This is a genomic window from Bradyrhizobium sp. NBAIM08 (assembly GCF_020193935.1).
GTDB classification, from domain to species: Bacteria; Pseudomonadota; Alphaproteobacteria; order Rhizobiales; family Xanthobacteraceae; genus Bradyrhizobium; species Bradyrhizobium yuanmingense.
Window position 1 is genome coordinate 969642 of the sequence record NZ_JADYVR010000002.1, and the last position, 21915, is coordinate 991556.

At 65.3% G+C, this 21915-nt stretch carries 21 protein-coding genes and 1 pseudogene; 6 read left to right on the top strand and 16 right to left on the bottom strand.

All coding sequences use genetic code 11. The annotated features are described in order from the left end of the window. Window positions 1-75: 75 nt before the first annotated feature. The 10 genes from I6F37_RS10710 to I6F37_RS10755 form a co-directional block, all read right to left on the bottom strand. Entirely contained in the window at window positions 76-429 is a 354-nt protein-coding gene (locus tag I6F37_RS10710; RefSeq protein WP_051056880.1) for a Rieske (2Fe-2S) protein, read from the bottom strand. Beyond that, entirely contained in the window at window positions 401-1105 is a 705-nt protein-coding gene (locus I6F37_RS10715; RefSeq protein ID WP_036005223.1) for an ABC transporter ATP-binding protein, read from the bottom strand. Before I6F37_RS10715 ends, I6F37_RS10710 begins: the two co-directional genes overlap by 29 nt. Continuing rightward, window positions 1098-1880: an ABC transporter ATP-binding protein gene (locus tag I6F37_RS10720; protein WP_036004989.1), complete on the bottom strand. Its 783-nt coding sequence runs from the start codon at window positions 1878-1880 to the stop codon at window positions 1098-1100. Before I6F37_RS10720 ends, I6F37_RS10715 begins: the two co-directional genes overlap by 8 nt. Next, window positions 1880-2926: a branched-chain amino acid ABC transporter permease gene (locus tag I6F37_RS10725; RefSeq protein ID WP_036004992.1), complete on the bottom strand. Its 1047-nt coding sequence runs from the start codon at window positions 2924-2926 to the stop codon at window positions 1880-1882. Before I6F37_RS10725 ends, I6F37_RS10720 begins: the two co-directional genes overlap by 1 nt. Then, window positions 2923-3795, bottom strand: a complete 873-nt coding sequence (locus tag I6F37_RS10730) for a branched-chain amino acid ABC transporter permease (RefSeq protein ID WP_036004995.1) — start codon at window positions 3793-3795, stop codon at window positions 2923-2925. Before I6F37_RS10730 ends, I6F37_RS10725 begins: the two co-directional genes overlap by 4 nt. A gap of 68 nt (window positions 3796-3863) precedes the next feature. Continuing rightward, window positions 3864-5018: an ABC transporter substrate-binding protein gene (locus I6F37_RS10735; RefSeq protein ID WP_036004998.1), complete on the bottom strand. Its 1155-nt coding sequence runs from the start codon at window positions 5016-5018 to the stop codon at window positions 3864-3866. Between the two features lie 76 nt (window positions 5019-5094). Further along, window positions 5095-6291: a 2Fe-2S iron-sulfur cluster-binding protein gene (locus I6F37_RS10740; RefSeq protein WP_036005001.1), complete on the bottom strand. Its 1197-nt coding sequence runs from the start codon at window positions 6289-6291 to the stop codon at window positions 5095-5097. Then, the gene (locus tag I6F37_RS10745; protein ID WP_036005004.1) at window positions 6288-7124 is read right to left on the bottom strand and encodes a xanthine dehydrogenase family protein subunit M; all 837 of its coding nucleotides are present in this window, start codon (window positions 7122-7124) and stop codon (window positions 6288-6290) included. Before I6F37_RS10745 ends, I6F37_RS10740 begins: the two co-directional genes overlap by 4 nt. Continuing rightward, entirely contained in the window at window positions 7121-9514 is a 2394-nt protein-coding gene (locus I6F37_RS10750) for a xanthine dehydrogenase family protein molybdopterin-binding subunit (protein ID WP_225151150.1), read from the bottom strand. Before I6F37_RS10750 ends, I6F37_RS10745 begins: the two co-directional genes overlap by 4 nt. A gap of 9 nt (window positions 9515-9523) precedes the next feature. Next, window positions 9524-10801 (bottom strand): amidohydrolase/deacetylase family metallohydrolase, encoded by a 1278-nt coding sequence (locus I6F37_RS10755; RefSeq protein ID WP_036005011.1) that lies wholly within the window; start codon window positions 10799-10801, stop codon window positions 9524-9526. 160 nt (window positions 10802-10961) lie between these two features. On the opposite strand from I6F37_RS10755, the gene I6F37_RS10760 reads away from it, so the two are divergent. Continuing rightward, window positions 10962-11456, top strand: a complete 495-nt coding sequence (locus tag I6F37_RS10760) for a MarR family winged helix-turn-helix transcriptional regulator (RefSeq protein WP_225114753.1) — start codon at window positions 10962-10964, stop codon at window positions 11454-11456. Between the two features lie 266 nt (window positions 11457-11722). Next, the gene (locus I6F37_RS10765) at window positions 11723-13141 is read left to right on the top strand and encodes a cytosine permease (RefSeq protein WP_225149396.1); all 1419 of its coding nucleotides are present in this window, start codon (window positions 11723-11725) and stop codon (window positions 13139-13141) included. A gap of 27 nt (window positions 13142-13168) precedes the next feature. Here the strand turns inward: I6F37_RS10765 and treZ are convergent, their stop codons facing one another. Continuing rightward, window positions 13169-14980 (bottom strand): malto-oligosyltrehalose trehalohydrolase, encoded by a 1812-nt coding sequence (treZ, locus tag I6F37_RS10770; RefSeq protein ID WP_225151152.1) that lies wholly within the window; start codon window positions 14978-14980, stop codon window positions 13169-13171. Between the two features lie 189 nt (window positions 14981-15169). On the opposite strand from treZ, the gene I6F37_RS10775 reads away from it, so the two are divergent. The 3 genes from I6F37_RS10775 to I6F37_RS10785 are packed head-to-tail and all read left to right on the top strand — an operon-like array spanning window position 15170 to window position 18671. Continuing rightward, window positions 15170-15403: a DUF3606 domain-containing protein gene (locus I6F37_RS10775; protein ID WP_036005232.1), complete on the top strand. Its 234-nt coding sequence runs from the start codon at window positions 15170-15172 to the stop codon at window positions 15401-15403. Window positions 15404-15423: 20 nt separating this feature from the next. After that, complete coding sequence (gene glgX, locus I6F37_RS10780; RefSeq protein ID WP_157287664.1) at window positions 15424-17661, top strand: glycogen debranching protein GlgX; 2238 nt, start codon at window positions 15424-15426, stop codon at window positions 17659-17661. Window positions 17662-17666: 5 nt separating this feature from the next. Next, window positions 17667-18671 carry a patatin-like phospholipase family protein gene (locus I6F37_RS10785; RefSeq protein ID WP_225151153.1) on the top strand — a complete coding sequence of 335 codons (1005 nt, stop codon included), beginning with the start codon at window positions 17667-17669 and terminating at the stop codon, window positions 18669-18671. On the opposite strand, the gene I6F37_RS10790 is transcribed toward I6F37_RS10785, so the two are convergent. The 4 genes from I6F37_RS10790 to I6F37_RS10805 form a co-directional block, all read right to left on the bottom strand. Continuing rightward, window positions 18668-19564, bottom strand: a complete 897-nt coding sequence (locus I6F37_RS10790) for an SIR2 family protein (protein ID WP_225151154.1) — start codon at window positions 19562-19564, stop codon at window positions 18668-18670. The genes I6F37_RS10785 and I6F37_RS10790 overlap by 4 nt on opposite strands. A 50-nt stretch (window positions 19565-19614) precedes the next feature. Beyond that, window positions 19615-20052 carry an NUDIX hydrolase gene (locus tag I6F37_RS10795; RefSeq protein ID WP_225151155.1) on the bottom strand — a complete coding sequence of 146 codons (438 nt, stop codon included), beginning with the start codon at window positions 20050-20052 and terminating at the stop codon, window positions 19615-19617. Between the two features lie 127 nt (window positions 20053-20179). Next, window positions 20180-20344 (bottom strand): hypothetical protein, encoded by a 165-nt coding sequence (locus I6F37_RS10800; RefSeq protein WP_225125994.1) that lies wholly within the window; start codon window positions 20342-20344, stop codon window positions 20180-20182. Then, window positions 20316-20822 (bottom strand): DUF2243 domain-containing protein, encoded by a 507-nt coding sequence (locus I6F37_RS10805; protein ID WP_225125996.1) that lies wholly within the window; start codon window positions 20820-20822, stop codon window positions 20316-20318. The genes I6F37_RS10800 and I6F37_RS10805 overlap by 29 nt, the downstream gene beginning before the upstream one ends. 359 nt (window positions 20823-21181) lie before the next feature. On the opposite strand from I6F37_RS10805, the gene I6F37_RS10810 reads away from it, so the two are divergent. Beyond that, window positions 21182-21397, top strand: coding sequence for a hypothetical protein (locus tag I6F37_RS10810; RefSeq protein ID WP_036005032.1), 216 nt, complete (start codon window positions 21182-21184; stop codon window positions 21395-21397). A 242-nt stretch (window positions 21398-21639) separates the two neighbouring features. Here I6F37_RS10810 and I6F37_RS10815 read toward each other — a convergent pair. Then, window positions 21640-21915: pseudogene (locus I6F37_RS10815) on the bottom strand (hypothetical protein); the annotation flags it as partial.

Here is a 21915-nt window from a genome sequence, read left to right on the forward strand (position 1 = left end):
GGCGAATTGTTTGAGGGTCGATCGACACCGCCTTTGCCGCTTTGACTCGTCGGGCAAAACAGGGGCATGATGTCATCATCGCCCCGGCTGCCGCTCCTGCATCTCAATCCAGATTCGCTCGCCCGTGATCCGCACCGGATACAGCCGCAGCGGCCGGCTCGGCCATCCCGCGGTGATTGCGCCATCGCGCAAATCGAACGACGCCGCGTGACGCGGGCAATGCAGCCGCCCCGTGCTCACCTGCCCCAACGCCAGATCCGCCTGCTCGTGCGGGCATGCACGTTCGCAGGCGACGACGTCGCCCTCGTTCCAGATCACGAGCAGGTCGCGCCCGGCGACGCGGACGATCGTCTCCGCCTTCAGCCGGTCGAGATCGCAGACGGCAATCCACCCGGCCTCGTCACCCACCGAGATAGGCCTTGCGCACATGCTCGTTCGCGATCAGCTCGCTGCCGGCGCCCGATAGCACGATGCGGCCGTTCTCGAGCAGATAGGCGTGGTCGCACATCTCGAGCGCAGCGAAGGCGTTCTGCTCGACCAGCAGCACCGTGGTGCCGGCATCGCGAATGCCGCGGATGATCGCAAAGGTGCGCTCGACGATATTGGGGGCGAGCCCGAGCGACGGCTCGTCGAACATGATCAGGCGCGGCCGCGACATCAGCGCGCGGCCGATCGCAAGCATCTGCTGCTCGCCGCCCGACAGCGTGCCCGCCGCCTGCCGGCGCCGCTCGGCGAGCCGCGGGAATTCCGAGTAGATACGGTCGCGGTCGGCCGCGATCTCGCCCGAACGACGCCGGAGGTAAGCGCCCATATCGAGATTTTCCTCGACGCTCATATGCGGAAACACGCGCCGCCCTTCCGGGCAATGCGCGATGCCGCTCGCCAGCACGCGCGGCGGCTTCGCGCCGGTGATGTCGATGCCCTCAAACTTCATCTGGCCCGAGCGCGGCGCCACCAGGCCGGAGATCGCGCGCAGCGTCGTGCTCTTGCCGGCGCCGTTGGCTCCGATCAGGGCGACCAGCTGGCCGGCCTTCACGTCGAGCGAGATGCCGCGCAGCGCGGTGACGCCACCGTAGCCGCAGACCATGTCGCGTATCTCAAGCACGTCCTGCTCCATGTCCAAGATAGGCTTCGATGACAGCAGGATCGTTGCGGATCACATCGGGCGTCCCTTCGGCGATGATGCGGCCATAGTTGAGCACCACGATGCGATCCGAGACGGTCATCACCATCGGCATGTCGTGCTCGACCAGCAAAATCGTGATGCCGCGGTCGCGGATGCCACGGATCAGCTCGACGAAACGGTGCGTCTCCGAGGCGTTCATGCCGGAGACGGGCTCGTCGAGCAGCAGCATCGACGGCTCCGCCGCCAGCGCCAGCGCGACACCGACCAAGCGCTGCTCGCCGTAGGAGAGCGAGCCCGCCGCATCGTGGGCGCGGCGTTCGAGCCCGACCCATTCGAGCAGCTCGCTCGCGCGCTGCCGCAGCTTGCGCTCCGAGGCGCGGGCGCCTGGCAGGCCGAGGATGGCGTCGAGCAGCCGGACCCGGCCCTGCCGGTGCAGGCCGATCAGGAGGTTGTCATAGACGGTGTCGTTCGGGAATACGCTGGTGCGCTGGAAGGTGCGGATCAGGCCGAGATCGGCGATCTCATGCGGCTTCAATCCGGCAAGTGCAGTGTTGCGATAGGTCACCCGGCCCGCGCTCGGCGTCAAGAAACCGGTCATGACGTTGAAGGCGGTGGTCTTGCCGGCGCCGTTCGGGCCGATCAGGCTGACGATCTCGCCCTCGCCGACCTCAAAGCTCATGTCGGAGATCGCGACGAGGCCGCCGAAGCGGACGGCGACCTGATCGATGGTCATGGCGATGCTGCGCGCGGTCATCACGCCGGCTCCTTGGCGCCGGTTTCAGTGAGCGTCACCGGCGCCAGCGCCGTCGTCCCGCGCCGTCGCCGGGTCAACCGCTGCGCCAGCGACCGCACGATGCCGCGCGGCAACACGAACAGGATGGCGATCAGCACGCCGCCATAGGCGATCCACTGCGCTTCCGGCGCCATCACAGGCCGCAGCGCGACCGGCAATAGGCCGAAGATCAGGCCGCCGACGACGGGACCCGCCAGCGAGCCCTTGCCGCCGCTGATGACCATGATCACCATGGTGACGGTGTTGATGAAGGCGAAGACTTCAGGATCGATGATCCGGATGTAGTGTGCATAGAGACTTCCGGCCGCGCCGGCGATCGCGGCGGAGATCACCGCAGCAATCGTCAGCGTCCTGGTCACGTCGATGCCGACCGAGACGGCGAGCGTTTCGTTCTCCATCAGGCCACGCATGGAGCGGCCGAAATGGGAATGAACGAGGCGCGCGATCAGGAGATAGGCGATGAGCGCAACGACCAGGACGAGATAATAGTTGTGGAATTTCGTGCGCAGCGTCAGCTCGCCAAAGCCGGGCAAGGGCAACGCGACGGACGGAATATTGGTCAGCGCCAATGGACCCTGCGTCAGCTCGACCCAGTTCAGCGCGACCAGCCGAACCACCTCGGCAAAGGAGATCGTCACAATGACGAAATAGGCGCCGCGGACGCGGAACGACAACAGACCGACGAAATAGCCGCACAATCCTGCAATCAAAATTGCCAGCACGAAGCCTACGATCGGCGGCCATGGTGTGTGGACAAGACGAAAACCCCCTAGCAGGCCGATGTCGAAGCCGAGCGATGTCAGTGCGCTGACATAGGCGCCGATGCCGAAGAAGGCGATATGGCCGAGGCTGAGCTGGCCGGTGAAGCCGAGCAGCAGATTGAGACTCATAGCGCCGATGACGAAGATGCCGGTCGTGATCAGCGCGTTGAGCAGATAGGGATCGCGCAGCCAGAGCGGCACCGAGGCCAGCGCCGCGACGGCGAGAATGGTGACGATCGTCTTCATCCGACGCGCTCCGCGCGCGCGAACAGGCCGGTCGGCCGGAAGATCAGCACCGCGATGATGATGAGAAAGCCCATGGCATCGCGGTAGCCGGACGAGACGTAGCCGGCGCCGAGCTCCTCGGCCAGCGCCAGGATGAAGCCGCCGATCACCGCGCCCGTGATGTTGCCGAGGCCGCCGAGGATGACGATGGCGAAAGCCTTGACCGCGGCGAGATCGCCCATCTGCGGGAAGATCACGTAGACCGGCCCGAGCAGCGCGCCCGCGGCGGCGGCGAGGCTAGAGCCGATCGCGAAGGTCGAGGTGTAGATCATGTCGACGTTCACGCCCATCAGCGACGCCGTGTCATGGTCCTGGAACGTCGCCCGCATCGCGCGGCCGAGGCTGGTCTTGTTGATGAGCAGATACGTCACAAGGATCAACATGGCCGCAGCGGCGAGCACGAACAGGCGCAGCCAGGAGACGGAGACCGGCCCCAGCACCAGCGGCGCCTCCGGGAATGGCGTCGCCACCGCTTTCGCGACTCCGCCCCAGATCCACAGCGTGCCCGACTGCATCGCGATCCAGGCGCCGATCATCACCAGCATGGTGGTGTCGATGTCGGAGCCGCGCAGCGGACGCAGCAAGGTCAATTCGATGGCCGCACCCAGCAGCCATCCGGCCAGCACGGCCACCGGTAGCGCGAGAAAGAAGTTCAGCCCGATCTGCTGCACCACGATGAACATGATGTAGGCGCCGAACGTGTAGAGCACGCCATGCGTGAAGTTCACGACGTTCATGATGCCGAAGATCAAGGTCAGCCCGATACCCAGCAGCGCATAGGTGCCGCCGAGCACGAGCATGTTGATCAAATGCTGGAGGAATTCGCTCAAGATTGTTCCCGATTAGTCCGTATTCGGCGAGAGCGGTGACGTACCGCCCTCGCCTGCGAACAAGCGCGTCAGAGCGTTTTCATCTCGATCTTGCCGTCGGCGATCTCGATGAGATAGACATTCGGCTGGCTCTGACCGCTTTCCTTGCCCTCGGGGCCCGACTTGCGGAACACGATGTCGCCGTTCAGCCCCTTGATGTTGATGTTCCAGAGCGCCGCCTTTATCGCGGCAGGCTCAGCCTTGCCGGCCTTCTCGATCGCGGCGGCGACGGTGCGGATGCCGTCATAGCCGCGAAAACTCTCGGTGCAGCCGGCGAAGTCGAAGCCGCGCTTCTTCCATTCCGCGATGAAATAGTTGGTGGCTTCCGGGTTCGGCGTCTTGTCCGGGAACCAGGGCAGGAAGGTCGTCAGATGCATGGTGCCGTTGGCGGCCGCTCCCGCCTGGGCGATGATCTGGTCCGGGTTCTGCGAGCCGCCGGTGGTGATGATGCGCTTCTTCAGGCCAAGCGCGGCGGCCTGCTTGAAGATCAGCGTGAGCTGGTCAACGGCGGTGGTGACGATGACGGTCTCGGAATCCGAGCTCTTGATCTTGGACAGCTGCGCGCTCATGTCCTGCGCGCCCTGGTCCATGGTCTCGACGAGGCCGATGCCGATGCCCTTCTCCTTCATCATCTTGCTGAAATCCTCGGCGGTGCCGCGGCCCCAGTCATTGTTGATGACGAGGAAGTCGACCTTCTTGAGCGCGAGCTTGTCGACGATGTTCTTGAACGCGGCCGCCTCAATCGCGGAGGGCGGCGAGATGCGGAAGATGAAGGGATTGCCCGTCGTCGTGATCTTGCCGGAGGACGAGGTCTCCACCACCATCGGCGTCTCGTACTCCATCAGCTTCGGCATCACCGCGAGCGTCAGGCTCGACCCCCAGGCGCCCATCAGGACCGGCACCTTGTCGCTGGTGATGAGCTTCTCGGCGACGGCGGCGGCCTCCGTCGGGTTGCTCTTGTTGTCCTCGATGACGAGCTCGATCTTCTTGCCGAGGATGCCGCCCTTGGCGTTGATCTCGTCGGCGGCGATCTTCGCACCGTTGACGACGTAAGTGCCTGAGGCCGCGAACGCGCCGGTGAGCGGCTCGTTGACGCCGATCTTGATGGTCTGCGCCCCCGCGGCGCCGCCGAACAAGGCCGTCGCCAACGCGATTGCCGGAACCAGTCCGAGTGTTCGTGTCATGTTTGTCTCTCCAAATCCCACGCTGTTGATGTCAGGGCAGTCCAGGCTTCGTCACTCCGCGGCGCCGGTTCGCCGATCATTCCGCGCCACCTCTTCCGAAGGTGCGGCGAAATGTTTGCGCGAGCCGGGCTCGCAAGACGTCCGATGCAATCGACCAGAAGCTGAGCTCCGCCGGACCTGCCTGCCCCGACGAGGCGCCGGACATGTGGCGGTCGAGATTGGCGGCGAACTCCGCAACGAGACGTTTTGCAAGGTCTCGCACCAGGCCGGGACGACCGACCTGAGCCAGCATTCCCGTGAGCGTGTAGCCGATCGACAGTTCGACCGCGGTCGCCGCGCCGCCTTCGAGCGGCAGCAGGCGGTAACAGATCTCGCCCTGCGTCGCGGAATGGCTGCGCTGGTCGGTACCGATGCCGACGATGCGCCCCGAGAGTGTCGCGGGATCCCGCTCGACACGCGCGGCCCCCTCGAAGCTTGCTGCGATCGGACCGAGCCTGACGCGGATCGATCCTTCGACGCGCTCCGGCTTTGGCGTCGACGACAGCGATACGCCAGGGAGGCAGGCGGCGATGCCTGCGATGTCCTCGAACATCGCGAACACCTTTGCCGGCGGATACGGCAACGTGAAGCGCTGATCGAGCACGGTTGCCGGCGTGAAGTCGGGGATGCTGCTTGGGGTGGCACTTTCCGGTGCCGGAGCTGGCGCGTGCCGCGCAGGCCGCAGCTCGTTCCGGGCGGTTGCCGCTCGCCCCGAGCCGGCAGGACCAAGGACGGTCCGGCCTCCATCCGCCACCGGCGCGACGTTGCGCGCGCGCCTTGCCTCGATCACGGACTGCACCGCGCGCACAATGCCGACATAGCCGGTGCAGCGGCAGAGATTGCCGCTGAGGCCGATGCGAATCTGGCGCTCGTCGGCGTCGGGCAGACGCAGCACCAGGTCGCGCGCCGAGACCAGCATGCCGGGCGTGCAATAGCCGCATTGCAGGGCATGCTCGCGGGTGAAGGCAGCGCGCAGCTCGGTCGTGATCTCGTCCTCGTCGAGGCCTTCGATCGTGGTGACATCGGCGCCCTCGCAGGCCGCCGCATAGGTGATGCAGGAGCGCGCCGGCACGCCGTCGAGCAGCACAGTGCAGGCGCCGCAGACCCCATGCTCGCAGCCGAGATGCGTGCCGGTGAGATCGAGCTTGTCGCGGACGAAATCGGCAAGGCTGGTGCGCGGCTCGGCGTGCAGCTCCACCGCGCGGCGATTGACCTGAAGCGCGATCGTGGTCATGCCGCGGCCTCCAGAACGGCGCGCTTCAGCACGCTGACATGGATGTGGCGCTGCGCGGCATCGTCGATGCCGGCGCTTGCGAGCAGGGCATCGGCGGCACGGACATCGAAGCGCCGCTTGTAGTCGGCGGCAATCCGGCCGCCGAACAGCTCGGCGGCATCGGTGATGACGATCGGCGTCGTATCGATGGCACCGATCACGATACGCGCCGAGGCGGTAGCGGGATCGACCAATATCGCACCGATGGCATGGGCGAATTCGCCGGGCTTGCGGCAGCTCTTGGCATAACCCCAATGCGCAGTCGCCGATCGCGCCGGCACGTGGACCGCCTCGACGATCTCGCCGGCATGCAGCGCAGATTCCAGCGCACCGACCACAAACGCTTCGACCGCCATCGATCGCACACCGGCAAGACTGCGCAATGTCACGCGCGCACCCAGGGCCGCGAGCGCCGAGATCCAGTCCGCGGCGGGATCGGCATGGCTGAGCGAGCCGCCGATTGTGCCGCGATTGCGCACCGCGCGATAGGCGATGTTGGCAGCGACAGCCCGCATGGCACCCCGGGTCACGTCGGCGGTGCGGCCGTCCTCGATGTCGGCATGGGTGATAAGAGCGCCGAGCACGAGCTCGCTGCCGGAGACTTCTGCGCGCTTGAGCTCGGCAAGGCCGGAGATGTCGATGATCAGCTCCGGCTGCACCAGCCGCAGATTGAGCATCGGGCCGAGCGACTGGCCGCCGGCGATGATCTTCGCCGATCCGCCGCTTGCGGCCAGCATCGACAGGGCCGCATCGAGGTCGCGCGGGCGCTCGTAAGCGAAGGGCGCCGGTTTCATGCCGCGCTCCTCTCAGCCGCACGCGCGGCCAGCACCGCCGCGACGATGCGATGCGGCGTGATCGGCGACTGCATCAGCTCGACGCCGAGCGGGCGCAGCGCGTCGTTGACGGCATTGGCGATTGCGGCGGGCGGTGCGATGGCGCCGCCCTCGCCGATGCCTTTCACCCCGAATTGCGTATAGGGCGACGGCGTCTCCATGTGATCGAGGCGCGCGGCCGGGACCTCGGTCGGGCCGGGCAGCAGGTAGTCGGCGAGCGTCGTCGCCAGCGGCTGGCCGGAGGCGTCGAACGGCATTTCCTCGTGGAGCGCGGTGCCGATGCCTTGCGCGAGGCCGCCATAGATCTGGCCGTCGACGACGAGCGGATTGACCAGCACGCCGCCGTCCTCGACGATCACATAGTCGAGGATCTCGACCTCGCCGATATCAGGATCGACCGCGACCACGACTGCATGCGCGGCATAGCTGAAGGTGCCGCTGTCGCGCACGGGCTTGTAGCCTTGGGTGACCTCGAGCCCGCCGGGATCGACGTCTGGCGGCAAATCCTGCGGGCGGCGGTACCAGGTGTGGGCGATCGCCTTCAGGCTGACGCTGCCGTTGACGCCGCGCACCTCGCCATTCTGCAACACCACCGAGGCCGGATCGTGCTGCAAGAGTTTCGCGCCGATGCGGCGCGCACGTTCGCCGAGTTCGCGGCAGGCCGTCGCGACCGCACCACCCGCCATCACCATCGAGCGCGAGCCCCAGGTGCCGGTCGAATAGGGCGTCATCGCGGTGTCGCCGAGGACGATGCGGATGTTCGCGACATCCACGCCGAGGATTTCGTGCGCGACCTGGGCGAGTGTCGTCTCCATGCCCTGCCCGTGCGAGTGCACGCCGACGCGCAGTTCTAGGCCGCCGTCCGGCGTCAGGCGCGCCGAGGCCTGCTCATGGCCCGGCACCATCGGGATGCCCCAGCCGGAATAGACCGAGGTGCCGTGCGCGGCCTGCTCGCAATAGATGGAGATGCCGACGCCGATGCGGCGGCCGTCGGCCTCGCCCTGCTTTTGCCTGACGCGGATGGCGTCGATGTCGATGGCCGCGAGCGCGCGGCGCATCGCTTCCGGATAATCGCCGCTGTCGAAATGCTTCTTGGTGATGTTGTCGAACGGCATCTGTTCGGGGCGCACCAGATTGCGCAGCCGCACCTCGCCGGGCTCGAGGCCGGCTTCCGCCGCCACGAGGTCGAGCATCAGTTCCAGCGCAAAGCAGACGCCGGTGCGCGCGACGCCGCGATAGGGCAGGATCGGGCATTTGTTGGTGGCGACCGAGAAGGTGCGGCAGCGATAGGCCGGCATCTTGTAGGGGCCGGGCAGAATGCTGGCGACCTGCGCGGCCTCCAGGCAGGCCGAGAACGGATAGGACGAGTAGGCGCCGGAATCGACCGTCGCTTCACAGTCGATGCCGCGCAGCGTGCCGTCACGGTCAGCATAGACCGTGATTTTGTAATGATGTTCGCGGCAATTGGAGCTGGCGACGAGATGCTCGCGCCGGTCTTCGAGCCAGCGCACGGGATGGCCGCAACGCATCGTCAGCCAGGACAGGCAGACCTCTTCGGGCAACAAAATTCCCTTGTGACCGAAACCACCGCCGACGTCGGGCGAGATGACGCGGATCTGGCCCTCCTCCATGTCGAGGCATTCGGCGAGGCCGCTGCGTGTGATGTGCGGCATCTGGGCCGCCGAATGCAGCGTGAGCTGGTCGAGCCTCTTGTCGAAGTTCGCGACCACGCCGCGGCCTTCGAGCGGCGACATGCATTGCCGCGCCGTCGAGATCTCGCGCGTCACCTTGATCGGCGCATCGAGCGCGGCGGAGATGTCGACCTCGTAATTGGTCTCCAGGAAGACGTTGTCGCCCCAATGCTCGTGCACCAGCGCCGAGCCGGGCTCGCGCGCCTTCAGCATGTCATGGATCGCCGGCAGCTCCTCCAGATCGAGCGTCACGGAGGCCGCGATGTCCTCGGCCTCGGCGCGGGTCGGCGCGAGGCACATCGCGACGAGCTCACCGACCTGGCGCACCTTGCCGGTGGCGAGCACCGGCTGCTCCGAGATCTTGAAGCCCGGCAGGCCCGACACCGCACGGATCGGCTTGATGCCGACGAGATCGGTCGCCGTGAACACGCTGCCGCGATGGCGTTCGGGCACATGGATGCCGCGGATGCGCGCATGCGCCAGCGGGCTGCGCACGAAGGCGACGTCCTGAAGGCCGGCGAGCCTGACGTCTCCGACATATTGGCCGCGGCCGCGCATCAGGCGGTCGTCTTCCTTGCGCGGCAGCCGTGCGCCTACGCCCTGCCCCGTCTTTCCGTCCGGAAATTCTCGCTCGTTGCGCAACTTCGCGTTCTCCTCCACCGCCCGGCCTTATGCCGCGACGGCCTGCGGCAGGATCGGCGCGACCGCGTCGAAGCGGGTGCCGGCGCGCAGGCAGAAGGCCGGCTGCAGCAGGCGCTCGGCAATCACCTCGTTGTTCTCGTTGTCCTTCAGGACGAAGCGGCCGTTTCTCTCCGTGAGCACGGAGACGTCGGCGTCCATGCCGATCTTGAGCGCGCCGATCTCGTGGCTGCGGCCAAGCATTCTTGCGGGATTGGCGGTGACCATCGGCACCACCTGCTCCAGCGACAGGCCGAGCGCCATCATCGAGCTCATCGCCTGGACCAGGCTGAACTTGGCTTGCCCCGCGAAGGGATGATTCTCATCGTCCTCGTGCTGGTCGGGCGTTCCGGCCGGCGCGGGCACATGGGTGTTGTAGCCGTGGATGTCGGCGCCGAGCGTGGTCGGAATGATGCCGGCGGCGATCGCCTTTTTCGCGAGCCGATAGGAGAAATGGCTGCCGTGCCCGACGTCGACCTTGAGGCCGCGGTCGAGCGCGGCCTGGATCACCGGATGGACTTCGCCCTCGCGATTGACGAAGCCGCCGGGATGGCGCGTGAAGGGATGCGCGAGGATGTCGCCCTCGCGCAAGAGCGGAATGACGCGGGTGAGGATGGTGTCGGCGTCCTCGCCATTGGCGCCGCTCTCGGGCAGGCCCCAGAGCTGGCCGAAATGCACATAGACCGGCAGGTCGGCGCGCTTGCCGATCTCGGCCGCCATCTCGATGACGCGAATGCCCCAGCGCGCGAAGCCGCCGATCTCGGCATGGGCCTTGATGCCGCGCACGAGATCGAGATTGGCGGTTGCCGCCTTGACGGTCGCATCGATGTCGACGCCGTCGGGGCTGTAGAGCTGCGGATAGAAATGGCCCTCGAGGCCGCCGACGAGATAGGCGGAGATAAACGCATAGACGCGCGAGGCCGAGGCTTCCGCGATGAAATGGCGGAAACCCGGCAGCGTCATGCAGGACGGACCGCCCTGATCGACCAGCGTCGTCACGCCGGACTGCACGCCCACCATGTCGGGGTTCATGCCGAAACGGCCGGAGACATATTGATAGACATGCGCGTGGGTGTCGATCAGCCCGGGCAGCACCAGCTTGCCGCTGACATTGACGACCTCCTTCGCGCTGGTCGGCAGAATGTCGGACGCGACCGCCGCGATCTTGCCATTGCGGATGGCGACGTCCTTGAGGCCATCGACGCCGGAGGCCGGACAGATCACGCGGCCACCCCGGAGCAGAAGATCGAAGCTGGCAGTGACGGACATGGCGCTCTCCTCTTCTTGCGAGGGGCGACGGCTTCGTCCCTCGAATTACGAAGCATGCTTCGCATTTTGACAAAAGCAAGCATCGTGCCATGATCCCGATGTGGCAGGCGCACTCGAATCGAGCTAAGCGCGGCAGGGTTTCGGCTTGGGAGTGTGTGCATTGCGGCAAGCGAAGACACGTCGCGGCGGGACGCGGCACCGCCCCTGGCCCTTGTCGGAACGGCCCGGCTATCTGATCCGCCGGCTGCACCAGATTCACGTCGCGCTGTTTCAGGAAGCCTGCGGCGAATTCGAGGTCACGCCGCTGCAATACAGCCTGCTCTCGGCGCTGGCGGTGCGAGAAACCGCCGATCAGACCACTTTGGCGGCCGATATCGCGCTCGATCGCACCACGACGACGGGCGCCTTGAAGCGCCTCGCTGCGCGCAACCTGGTCGAGCGCGCGGTGAACAAGGACGATCGGCGCGCGCGATTGTGCCGCCTGACGCCGGCCGGCGCCGCGCTGCTGGTTAAAATCGAGGGCGCGGCACGGCGGGCGCATCGCGCAACGCTCGGTGATTTGAGCCAGCGGGAACAGGCGCTCTTCATCGAGATGATGCAGCGCATCGTGGCCGGCCATCCCAGTCGCGACAGCGCCGCTGCCCTATTCGACTAGAGGCGAGTGCTGCGCTTTTGAGTTGGGCTGCTTAATTTATCATCGTACCGCTGCCCGGCCGTGCATCGATCGCCGTCAACCGGCGGCGGGTCCGGTGTGCTGCGGCAGGCCGGTGCGTCGGCATGGCCGGCGCTTGAAAACGCAGTCGCATCCGAGGCGAGCCTCGCTGCGTCCGGCATCGAAACGCGCCCGGCCCGGCCGCTCCGCAACCCATGGCACGATTTATGCTGCGATGATGCGAAGCGTGCTTCGTATTGGGGGATGCCATGACGGATTCCGAACTTCGCGCTGATATTCACAGCATCGAGCCAATTCCTGACGCGGACCGGGACTCCTCCGGGCCGCAGCAGATGTGGATCTGGGCCGGCGCCAACATCGCGCCGGTGAACTGGGCGCTCGGCGCGCTCGGCATCATCCTCAAGCTCGGCCTGATGGAGACAATCGCGGTCATCGTGCTCGGCAACATCGTGGGCTGCGCGATCTTCGCGACCTTCACGGTGATGGGACACAAGACCGGCGTCAACCAGATGGTGCTGAGCCGGTCCGCCTTCGGCGTCCGCGGCGCCTACCTGCCGAGCATCCTGATGTTCCTGATGACGCTGGGCTGGATCGGCGTGAACACCTATTTCCCGGTCAAGGTCTCGATGGGCATCCTCGGCCAGTTCGGCGTGCCCGACACCTGGCTGGTCGAGATGATCGTCATCACGCTGGTGATGGCGGTGCAGGTGATGATCGGCGTCTACGGCTTCTACGCGATCCGCACCTTCGAGAAGTACACGGTGCCGCCGACCATCGCCATCATGGTGCTGATGAGCGTGCTGGCCTGGACGCGGCCCGGCGTCGTCAACTGGAACCTGACCACCTCGCTGCCACCAGGCGCGCATCTGGCGATGCTGACGATGCTGATGACCGCAATCGGCGTCGGCTGGGGGATTTCCTGGGTCACCTGGGCCTCCGACTATTCGCGCTTCGTGCCGCGCTCCACGCCGTCGAAAGCCGTGTTCTGGTACAGCTATGTCGGCATGTTCGTGCCGACGGTCTGGCTCGGCATTCTCGGCGCGACCATTGCCTCGACGACGCTGGACACGGACCCCGCCAAGATGGTCAGCGCGGTGTTCGGCGGTCCCGTCAGCATCCTTGTCCTCCTGATGGTGTTGCACGGCCCGATCGCCACCAACATCCTCAACGTCTATTCGGCAGCGCTGGCGGCCCTGAGCGCGGGGCTGAAACTCTCGCGCTTCTGGCTCACCGTCATCGTCGGCGTCGCCGGCTATCTGGTTACCCTCTACTTCATCTTCGCGCCGTCGTTCGCGAAGGCGTTTGACCATTGGATGATCAGCCTGCTGTTGTGGATGAGCCCGTGGGCCGGCGTGGTGCTCGCCGACTTCTTCATCAAGCGCAAGGGCAAGATCGAGGTGGCCGAGCTCTATCGCTCGCCGGAGAGCAGCGCCTATGGCGACATCAACTGGGCCGGCATGATCGCGTTCTTCGCCGGCCTCGTTGCCGGATGGCTGGTGCAGGACGGCCTCGTCAGCGCGCTGCAGGGGCCGATCTCGATCTATCTGCTCGGCGGTGCCGATCTGAGCTGGTTGTTCGGAATCGGCGTGGCGGGCCTCGTCTACCTTGGGCTCGGCAAGTTCGCGACCTCGCCCACACCGGCCGTCGCGAGCCGCGCCGGCAGTTAGCCTGAGAGCGCTGAACTTCGTCTGTCGTCAGCGCTTGCGGCCAAGCCTCACGATCATGTCGCCGGGCGCAAGTGCTCCGGCGACATGACGGCGCAATCGCCACAGGCTCTCGCCGTCGACCAGCGACGGCATCGGCAGTTCGAGGTCGGCGAGATTGGCGACAATCTGCAGAACGTCGCCCTGCTCGGTCTGCCAGCGCACATCCACGCCCCCCATGCTGGGATCCGCGCCGAGCAATTGTCGCTGCGCCGAAACGAACCCGCGTTTGATCAGCGGCACGATCTTCTCGCGCCGGATCGTCAACAACTGCGTCGTCAGTGCTCGGAACCTGGTGCCGGAAGGCGATTGCTCGATGCTGGTCCAGTCCAGCTTGGAGGCGCGGAAGGTTCTTTCGTCGCACGGGTCCGGGATTCCGGCGCGCGTTTCGGGCGTCGCGAACGCCTTGAAGTGTGAAAACTCCTTGCGGCGGCCTTCCCGTGTCAGTTCGGCGGCTTCGCCCGACCAGTCGGCGAAGAACAGGAAGGGCGTTTCGGCTGCCGCTTCCTCGCCCATGAACAGCATTGGAATATGCGGGCTGAGCAGAACCAGTGCGAGGGCCAGCTCCAGCTTGTCCGGACCGACCAACCGCGACAGCCGCTCCCCGAAAGCGCGGTTGCCGACCTGGTCGTGGTTCTGGGCGAAGAAGATGGTCGCTTCGGGCGGCAGATGAGCGCTCGGCTCGCCGCGCGGCGCCTGGTGCAGGGGAAACACCTCGCCCTGATAGGCAAAGCCCTCGGTGAGGGATCGCGCCAAATGCTCGAGCGGCTTGTCCGCAAACGCCCGGTAATAACCTTCGTCCTCGCCCGTGAGCAGGACGTGGAGCGCATTGTGGAAATCGTCGCCCCATTGCGCATCGTAGTACGTCGCTCGTCCCTGCGAACGCGCGAGCAGGTGCGCCTGATTGGCTTCGTTCTCCAGCATCAGATGGATGCGCCGGCCCGCCAGCTGGCTGCGCAGGGTCTCGGCGAGCTCGACCAGGAAATGACGTTTCGAGTCGTCCTTCAGTGCATGAACGGCATCGAAGCGCAGGCCGTCGAACCCATAATCGCGCAGCCACATCAGGGCATTCTCGATCAGAAACCCGCGCACGAACGCGCCGTCGGCTCCTTCGAGGTTGACGGCGGGCCCCCACCCGGTGGTGTGGCGCGGGTTGAAGAAGTTCTCCGCATAGAGATGCAGATAGTTCAGCTGCGGCCCGAAATGGTTATAGACGACGTCGAGATAGACCATGAGGTCAAGGGCATGCGCCGCGCGCAGCAGCCGCTTGAGATCCTCCGGCCGGCCATAGCGGGCATTCGGCGCGTTCAGGAGCACGCCGTCATAGCCCCAATTGTGCCGCCCGGGGACGTCGTTGAGCGGCATCAGCTCGATGGCGGTGATGCCGAGATCGCGAAGATAAGGCAGCTTCTTCTCGACGCCGGCATAGGTCCCCTCCTCGCTGAACGTGCCGACATGCAGCTCGTAGATCACGGCTTCCGCCCAGGGACGGCCCGGATAGAGCACCGGGTCCCGCAACGCGGCCGTATCGACCACCTCGCTCGGCGCGCCGACGTCGTCCGGCTGGAAGCACGAGGCGGGATCGGGCACGACGAGGTCTTGGTTGATCCTGAACAGATAGCGCGTGCCGGCGCGCGCAGTTTGGCTCAATAGCTGATACCAGCCGTCCGCATCGCGCGGCATCTTGCGTGGCGGCTGGCCGATTTCGAGCAGCTCGACCGATCGCGCCGTCGGCGCCCACAGGTTGAACGAGACCCCATGATCGACGATCTGAGGACCATGGCGCCGATTTTGCTCGGCCATTCCCAGCCTCTGATTCAAGCCCGTCCCCTTTCGCCGCATGCCCACTTCGGCATGCAATTGCGCACGTCAGGGCGACAAAGCGGAGCGGTGTGCGTTCGTTCCTGCACGGCGCCGACGCCGGACATTTGCAGCGCAACGGGAACGGAATCAGCAGCGCGACGGTTACCATCCCAGACAGGAGCCGTGGCCATGCGCCGCCCGAAGCCGCAACTGATCCGCAACAAGCTCGACCTGACCGACCGCGCCCAGGTGCGCCTCGTCAAGAAACGGCTCGGACTTTCGGACGCTGAGCTGATCGCGATCGTCGGGCGGATCGGCAACTCCATTCCGGCCATCAGCAAGGAGGCGGCTCTGCAAAAAGCCAACGCGCCGTCCAAGCCGGCCGACGTGGAGCCCACCGCCGCGACTGCGCCGACATCCTGACGGGCAACCCGGGGGCGGAGATGGACCAGCCAGCACATTCAGACGAGGCCCTGACGCGGACGGCCTCACGCCTGCGCCGCACCCGGATCACCGAAGGCAGACCTTTCCCGCTCGGCGCCACCTGGGATGGCCTCGGCGTCAATTTCGCGCTGTTCTCCGCCCACGCCACCAAGGTCGAGCTCTGCCTGTTCGACGATACCGGCGAAGCCGAGCTCGAGCGCATCGAGCTGCCCGAATATACCGACGAGGTCTGGCACGGCTATCTGCCCTCCGCCCGTCCCGGGACCGTCTACGGCTATCGCGTCCATGGTCCTTACCAACCCGACGCCGGCCACCGCTTCAATCCCAACAAGCTCGTGCTCGATCCCTACGCCAGGCAGCTGGTCGGCCAGCTCCGCTGGGGGCCGGAGTTGTTCGGCTATCGGCTCGACCACGCCGACAAGGACCTGTCCTATGATGAACGCGACAGCGCGCCCTTGATGCAGAAATGCCGCGTCATCGATCCCGCCTTTACCTGGGGCGTGGCGCGCAAGCCGGAAGTGCCGTGGGAGCGCACGATCGTCTACGAGATGCACGTCAAGGGCTTCACCCAGCTGCATCCGCTGGTGCCGGAAGCCGATCGCGGCACGTTCTCGGGGCTCGCACATTCGGAAATCCCGGCTTACTTGCGCTCGCTCGGCATCACCAGCGCCGAGCTATTACCGATCCATGCCTTCGTCGACGACAGCTATCTGGTCGAGAAAGGCCTGCGCAATTACTGGGGCTACAACTCCATTGCCTTCTTCGCGCCGGAGCCGCGTTACCTGAAGGCGACATCGGCCAACGAATTCAAGGCCATGGTCAACCAGTTTCACGCCCATGGCATCGAGGTCATTCTCGACGTCGTCTACAATCACACCGCCGAAGGCAACGAGCTCGGCCCGACCCTGTCGTTCAAGGGAATCGACAATGCCAGCTATTACCGCCTGCTGCCGGACGAGAAGCGCTACTACATCAATGACACCGGCACCGGAAACACCGTCAATCTTTCGCATCAGCGTGTGCTGCAACTCGTCGCCGATTCCTTGCGCTACTGGGCGACCGAGATGCGGGTCGACGGCTTCCGTTTCGATCTCGCCACCATCCTGGCGCGCGAACCCTATGGCTTCGATGAAGGCGGCGGCTTCCTCGACGCCTGCCGCCAGGATCCCGTGCTCTCCAGCGTCAAGCTGATCGCAGAACCCTGGGACATCGGGCCCGGTGGCTACCAGGTCGGTCAGTTCCCGCCGGGCTGGGCCGAGTGGAACGACAAGTTCAGGGACACGGTGCGGGCCTTCTGGAAAGGCGATCCGGGCACGCTCGCCGACTTCGCCAAGCGCGTCTCAGGCTCCGGCGACCTCTTCAACAAGCGCGGACGCCGGCCCTGGGCCAGTGTCAATTTCGTCACCGCGCATGACGGCTTCAACCTCAACGATCTCGTCTCCTACAACGACAAGCACAACGAGGCGAATGGCGAGGACAATCGCGACGGTCACAGCAACAACCATTCCTGGAATTGCGGCGCCGAAGGGCCGACCAACGACCCCGAGATCACCGCCTTGCGTGAGCGCCAGAAGCGGAATCTGCTGGCGACGATGCTGCTGTCCCACGGCACGCCGATGCTGCTCGCAGGCGACGAGTTCGGGCACACCCAGAACGGCAACAACAACGCTTACGCCCAGGACAACGAGACCACCTGGCTCAATTGGATGGGCATCACCGCGAACGGCCGCAGCCTGCGCGAGTTCGTGCGCAAGCTGATCGCCACCCGCAAGGCGTTTCCGATCCTATATCGCAGCCGCTTCCTGGTCGGCTCGCACAACGAGGAGCTCGACGTCAAGGATGTCACCTGGCTGTCGCCGTCCGGCGAGGAGATGACGACGGAGCAATGGCAGGACGGCAACGCCAAATGCTTCGGCATGCTGCTCGACGGCCGCGCGCAGGAGACCGGGATCAAGCGGCGCGGCTCGGATGCGACCATGCTGCTGGTCTACAACGCGCACCACGACGTCGTGAACTTCACCCTGCCGGAGGTCACCGAAGGACACAGCTGGCTGGGCTTGATCGACACCAATCGGCCCGACGCGCCGATGGCCGAGTTCGAGTTCGGGCATGCTTACGCGGTGACCGCGCGCTCGCTCGTGGTGTTCGGCCTTGCCAACGACAGCATCGCGACGCGGCGCCTCCGCCAAGGCCTCGGCGCGCTGCTGGACATCGCCGATACGCCTCTGCCGGAGTAGCCGCGTTGCCGTCCGTTCGCGATCACGGGACAACCGCAGCCGAGCGCCCTCTCACGACCGTCGCATTCTCCGGCGGCCTCGGCCTCGGTGCTTATCATGGCGGTGTGTTTGAAGCCTTCACCTCTCTTCGGCTGCCGATCGACTGGGTGACGGGTTCGTCGGCCGGGGCCATCACGGCCGCGCTGATCGCGGGGAGCGCGCGCGACGACCGGCTGCAGACTCTTCGCAGCTATTGGCATGCACTAAGCAGTCCAGCCGACGTGCCGAACGCGGGCCGCCACGCGTTTGCGTGGCTGAGCTCGATCAGTACGCGCGTGCTGGGTCATTCGGGCTACTTCCACCCCCGCCTCCCCATTCCGGCGTCTCACTACGGCGGCCTCTACGATCTCGGCCCGACCCGGCAACGCCTGCAGCGCTTGATCGATTTCGGACGTCTGAACGGCGGCGATCTGCGGATCACGATCTGCGCCACGGACGTCGAGAGCGGCGATGCCGTGCTGTTCGACTCCGCGTCGGAGCGGATCGAAATGGACCATATCCTGGCCAGCTGCGGCTTTCTCCCCGAATTCGCTCCGGTGCAGATCGCCGGCCGCTGGCTCGTCGACGGCGGGTTCTCGCTGAACGCGCCGTTCGATCCGATCCTCGAGACTGCTGGCCCGCTCCGCCTCTATGTGATCGATCTGTTTCCGCGTGATGGCAAGGTCCCTGACGGACTCGAGGCTGCCTCCGAGCGCAAGAGCGACCTGACCTTCGGCAACCAGACCTTCCAGCGCCTCGGCTACGCTCTGGAGGCCCGTCAGCTCCGCGCCGAGCTTCAGGACCTCCACTACGAGGACGAGGTCTATCTCCTGAGCTACCGCCCGGGCCGCGAGGAAGCCGGGCCGGAAAAATCCTTCGACCTGTCGGAGACGGCCATGGCGCAGCGCTGGCGCGCCGGCTTTCTGGACATGCAATATGCCGCAAGCCTCACTCCAGCCTCGAACGAGATCTGCAGCGTGCGGCGTCCCTAGCGATGTCTCTCGGTGTCGGGACACGAGCTAGGCGCTGTCCTGCCGTCACGCCGCTCGCGAATGTCGCGCAGCAACCGCCTGAGACCGTCATCGGCAGCCATCCCGTCGGGCGGAGCGATGGTGGTAATGCCCCAGTTCGCGAGCACGGCCTCCTGCACCGGATTGCGCTGCGCGACGAACACGAAGGATCTCGGCCGGTCCTGGCTGTGCCCGGACTCGTCCCAGATCTGCCAGATCCGGTGCAGCAACAGCCGAATGTTCGGATCGGACATGCTGTATCCGACGAAAAGCAGCGTGCTTCCCAGCGCATCGGCGCGAAAGCGGATATCGAGCGGGGAATTGAAGGCGAGCCGGTTCAGAAAGTCGGTCTCGGTCAGAACCAGCGAAGCATCGTCGTCGAAGTCGCCGTGAAACTTGATGATGTGGGTGACACCGGCACGCGCGCTCGCGATCTCCTTCGCGTTGCTGATCTTCGCAAAGGGCTTGTTCAGCACGTCGAACGCGGTTTCCAGGTTGCGGTCGTAATTGGTGGTGTAGATGACCGGAAAATCCAGCTCGACGATCATCCGGTGCAGCTCTGAAGCGGCGATCTTCTCGGGGTCGACACGCCAATTGCGGTCGAGCCAGCTGCGCAGCGGGCCGATCCCGCCGCGCTTGATCCGATAATATTCCGCGAGCATCTGATAGCCGCCATGCATTCCATCGATGACGTTGCGATCGAGGCCGAGATCGTCAAGGAGATGATCGATCAGGGACTGCCAGGACGGCAGGCCGACGGCCATCGAGACACCGGCGCCCACGAACAGGACGGCGCGGCGTCGCTCGATCGCCGCTGCCAGGATGTCGTGAGGCGGCCGCTCCTCCGATATGAGCCCCGTGGTTTGTTGGTCCATCAACCTTGAATGATTGGGCGCGCGACGCGTTCCTAATCCCGGACGACCCCTCACCGGCCGAGCGGCGAGGATGTCTCGCGCGCCGTCTGCGCCGCGAACCGGGCGATCAGGCGCCGGAGCTGCGCCTTATGCACCAGGCGCGCCGCCGTCTTCGGCGAGACCCAGATCGCCTCCCGCTCGCCCTTCTCGGGCCACCAACGCTCCCGCCCGTGCACCTTCATGGGGAAGACGGCAACGTTCATGGTCCACTTGCGATCACCTTTTCGCTTGCGATGCTTGAAGCTGCCCAGTGCGCGCGTGGCCACGACACCGACCAGGCCCGCCTCCTCATAGGCTTCGAGCGCAGCCGTCAGGTGCGGCTCCTTGTTGCGCATCGGCGATCCCTTTGGGACGCTCCACCTGCGCTTGCGCCTGGTCGTGATCAGCATCACCCGCAGCTCGGACTTGTCCAGACGAAACGGCAGAGCGGCAAATTGCTTCTTTCCCATCAGGCGCCTCCAACTCGCGTCTGATAAGCGAACGCCGCAGCCATGGTTCCTGTTTTGCGAAGTGGCGCCTCGCGTGTGGGCGCTGGAATTCTAAGAAGCCTGAACTCCACCATGGTCACCTCCGCGCTCAGACCGGCGAAAAACAGCGCAACTGCAAGAGATCGTCGACGGAGAGGCCGAACAGCACTGGCCGAAACGCTGGTGCCGTCGCGAGCACGAGCAGCAGCAGAAAGATCACGTAGACCAGAGCCGGCGGCGTGTTTCTAACGATCCTGTAGACTGCCTTTCGCATGCACTCCCTCCTGCGCCCCCACGCGTGCCATGGCAACGCCCATTCCGATCATCGCAGCTCCCCACAGCAGGAAGCCGATATCCCAGAAAATGCGCTGGCCGTCGGGCACGGTCTCGTTCACCTGATGCAATCTCAGGATCTGGTGATCGACCACGCCTTCAGCGAGATTGAAGATGCCCCACCCGATCAGGATCGTCCCGAAACACTGCGAGCCGGACCACCGCGGCGCGCTTCGGCGTGTCCGCTGCCACATCAGGAAAAGCCCGGCGAGCACGAGGACGTATGCGGCACTGTGAAAGATGCCGTCCCAAGTCGTATTGAGGGTGATGTTCTCGATGGAATTGAGGGGATACCAACTGCTTAACATATGATGCCATTGCAGCAGCTGATGAAAGACGATGCCGTCGAAGAATGCGCCGAGGCCAAGTCCGAGAAGGACGCATGCGGACGTCGGGAAATTGCTTTGTCTGTCTTCCATGTGGTGAACTCGTGCGCGGCTCGGCACTTCCGATACGGAATCAAGCCATGCCACACGCGCACGTTCCTATGGCGATCAGCAGGTCACTGGGATCGAGCTTGCGATCAATCGTGCCAATTCATCGAGACTAACATGCGTTAAGACGAGCCAGACATTCGTCGGCACGCGTGCGCGATTGGTTATCGGCTTCATTCCCGATAGGAACGTTCGGTATCAACGCTGCGTCTGTCGCTCACATGTTGGAGATGCACATGCCGAGAAGATCGTTCTTGCTTGCTTTGAGTGGCCTCGGATTGTCGACCCTGAGTCACCTCAGGGAAATCGCATAGTGCGTAGCGACGGAAGCCAGAGAGGCGATCATGGCATACGCCCTGTTCAAGGACGGAGAGAAGATGAGCCGCACGTTTCCGACCAAGGAGGAAGCGCTGGAGAAAGCCGATGAGGCGGGGTTGGTCGAGCATGCCGAGGGCGAGGCGGTGCTCGAGGACGAGTTGAAGATCAGGCCTTGCCCGGCCGACCCCGAGCCTTGCGATGATGCGGACCTGGACTGGACGCCGGTCAAGCCGGCGTCCTGATCAGGGCCAGCGCAATCGCATATGACTTGTGGCGGCGGTCTGCGCGCACGCCTCGTCCTTCGAGACGGCGCTGACGCGCCTCCTCAGGATGAGGCTAATCGGTGTCAGTGCCCGTTGAAACTGCTGCCGCGCACTCCGACCTCATCCCGAGGAGCCCGCCTCAAGCGGGCGTCTGGAAGGATGGCCGCAGGGAAAATCTCAAATGCGATAGCCCTGCTGATCAAGGGGTCAGCATCATGGGCTCAGCATCCCCTGCAGATGCCTTTGATCTTTCGATCCGCCTCGGAATCGCGGGAGGTCTCCGAACGAATCTGGTCGTCGCCCTGCAGCGAGGGTCCGGGCGTGACGGTCCCATCGATGCGTCCGATGTTGGTGCCGCCTGCAGGATTGCCGGGTCGGCCGACGGTCGTCGATCCCCGCGGGCCGGAGCCGCCGCTCGATTGCGCTGTCCCGGCCGAGTTGGTCCCGGGCGCCGACGACGTGCTCCCGGCCGCCCCGCCACCGGCGCTCCCTCCCCC

Coding starts and splice junctions, on each gene's coding strand:
- I6F37_RS10710 (WP_051056880.1), bottom strand. CDS start 429: ATGTGCGCAAGGCCTATCTCGGTGGGTGACGAGGCCGGGTGGATTGCC.
- I6F37_RS10720 (WP_036004989.1), bottom strand. CDS start 1,880: ATGACCGCGCGCAGCATCGCCATGACCATCGATCAGGTCGCCGTCCGC.
- I6F37_RS10725 (WP_036004992.1), bottom strand. CDS start 2,926: ATGAAGACGATCGTCACCATTCTCGCCGTCGCGGCGCTGGCCTCGGTG.
- I6F37_RS10735 (WP_036004998.1), bottom strand. CDS start 5,018: ATGACACGAACACTCGGACTGGTTCCGGCAATCGCGTTGGCGACGGCC.
- I6F37_RS10740 (WP_036005001.1), bottom strand. CDS start 6,291: ATGACCACGATCGCGCTTCAGGTCAATCGCCGCGCGGTGGAGCTGCAC.
- I6F37_RS10745 (WP_036005004.1), bottom strand. CDS start 7,124: ATGAAACCGGCGCCCTTCGCTTACGAGCGCCCGCGCGACCTCGATGCG.
- I6F37_RS10755 (WP_036005011.1), bottom strand. CDS start 10,801: ATGTCCGTCACTGCCAGCTTCGATCTTCTGCTCCGGGGTGGCCGCGTG.
- I6F37_RS10765 (WP_225149396.1), top strand. CDS start 11,723: ATGACGGATTCCGAACTTCGCGCTGATATTCACAGCATCGAGCCAATT.
- treZ (WP_225151152.1), bottom strand. CDS start 14,980: ATGGCCGAGCAAAATCGGCGCCATGGTCCTCAGATCGTCGATCATGGG.
- I6F37_RS10775 (WP_036005232.1), top strand. CDS start 15,170: ATGCGCCGCCCGAAGCCGCAACTGATCCGCAACAAGCTCGACCTGACC.
- glgX (WP_157287664.1), top strand. CDS start 15,424: ATGGACCAGCCAGCACATTCAGACGAGGCCCTGACGCGGACGGCCTCA.
- I6F37_RS10790 (WP_225151154.1), bottom strand. CDS start 19,564: ATGGACCAACAAACCACGGGGCTCATATCGGAGGAGCGGCCGCCTCAC.
- I6F37_RS10795 (WP_225151155.1), bottom strand. CDS start 20,052: ATGGGAAAGAAGCAATTTGCCGCTCTGCCGTTTCGTCTGGACAAGTCC.
- I6F37_RS10800 (WP_225125994.1), bottom strand. CDS start 20,344: ATGCGAAAGGCAGTCTACAGGATCGTTAGAAACACGCCGCCGGCTCTG.
- I6F37_RS10805 (WP_225125996.1), bottom strand. CDS start 20,822: ATGGAAGACAGACAAAGCAATTTCCCGACGTCCGCATGCGTCCTTCTC.
- I6F37_RS10810 (WP_036005032.1), top strand. CDS start 21,182: ATGGCATACGCCCTGTTCAAGGACGGAGAGAAGATGAGCCGCACGTTT.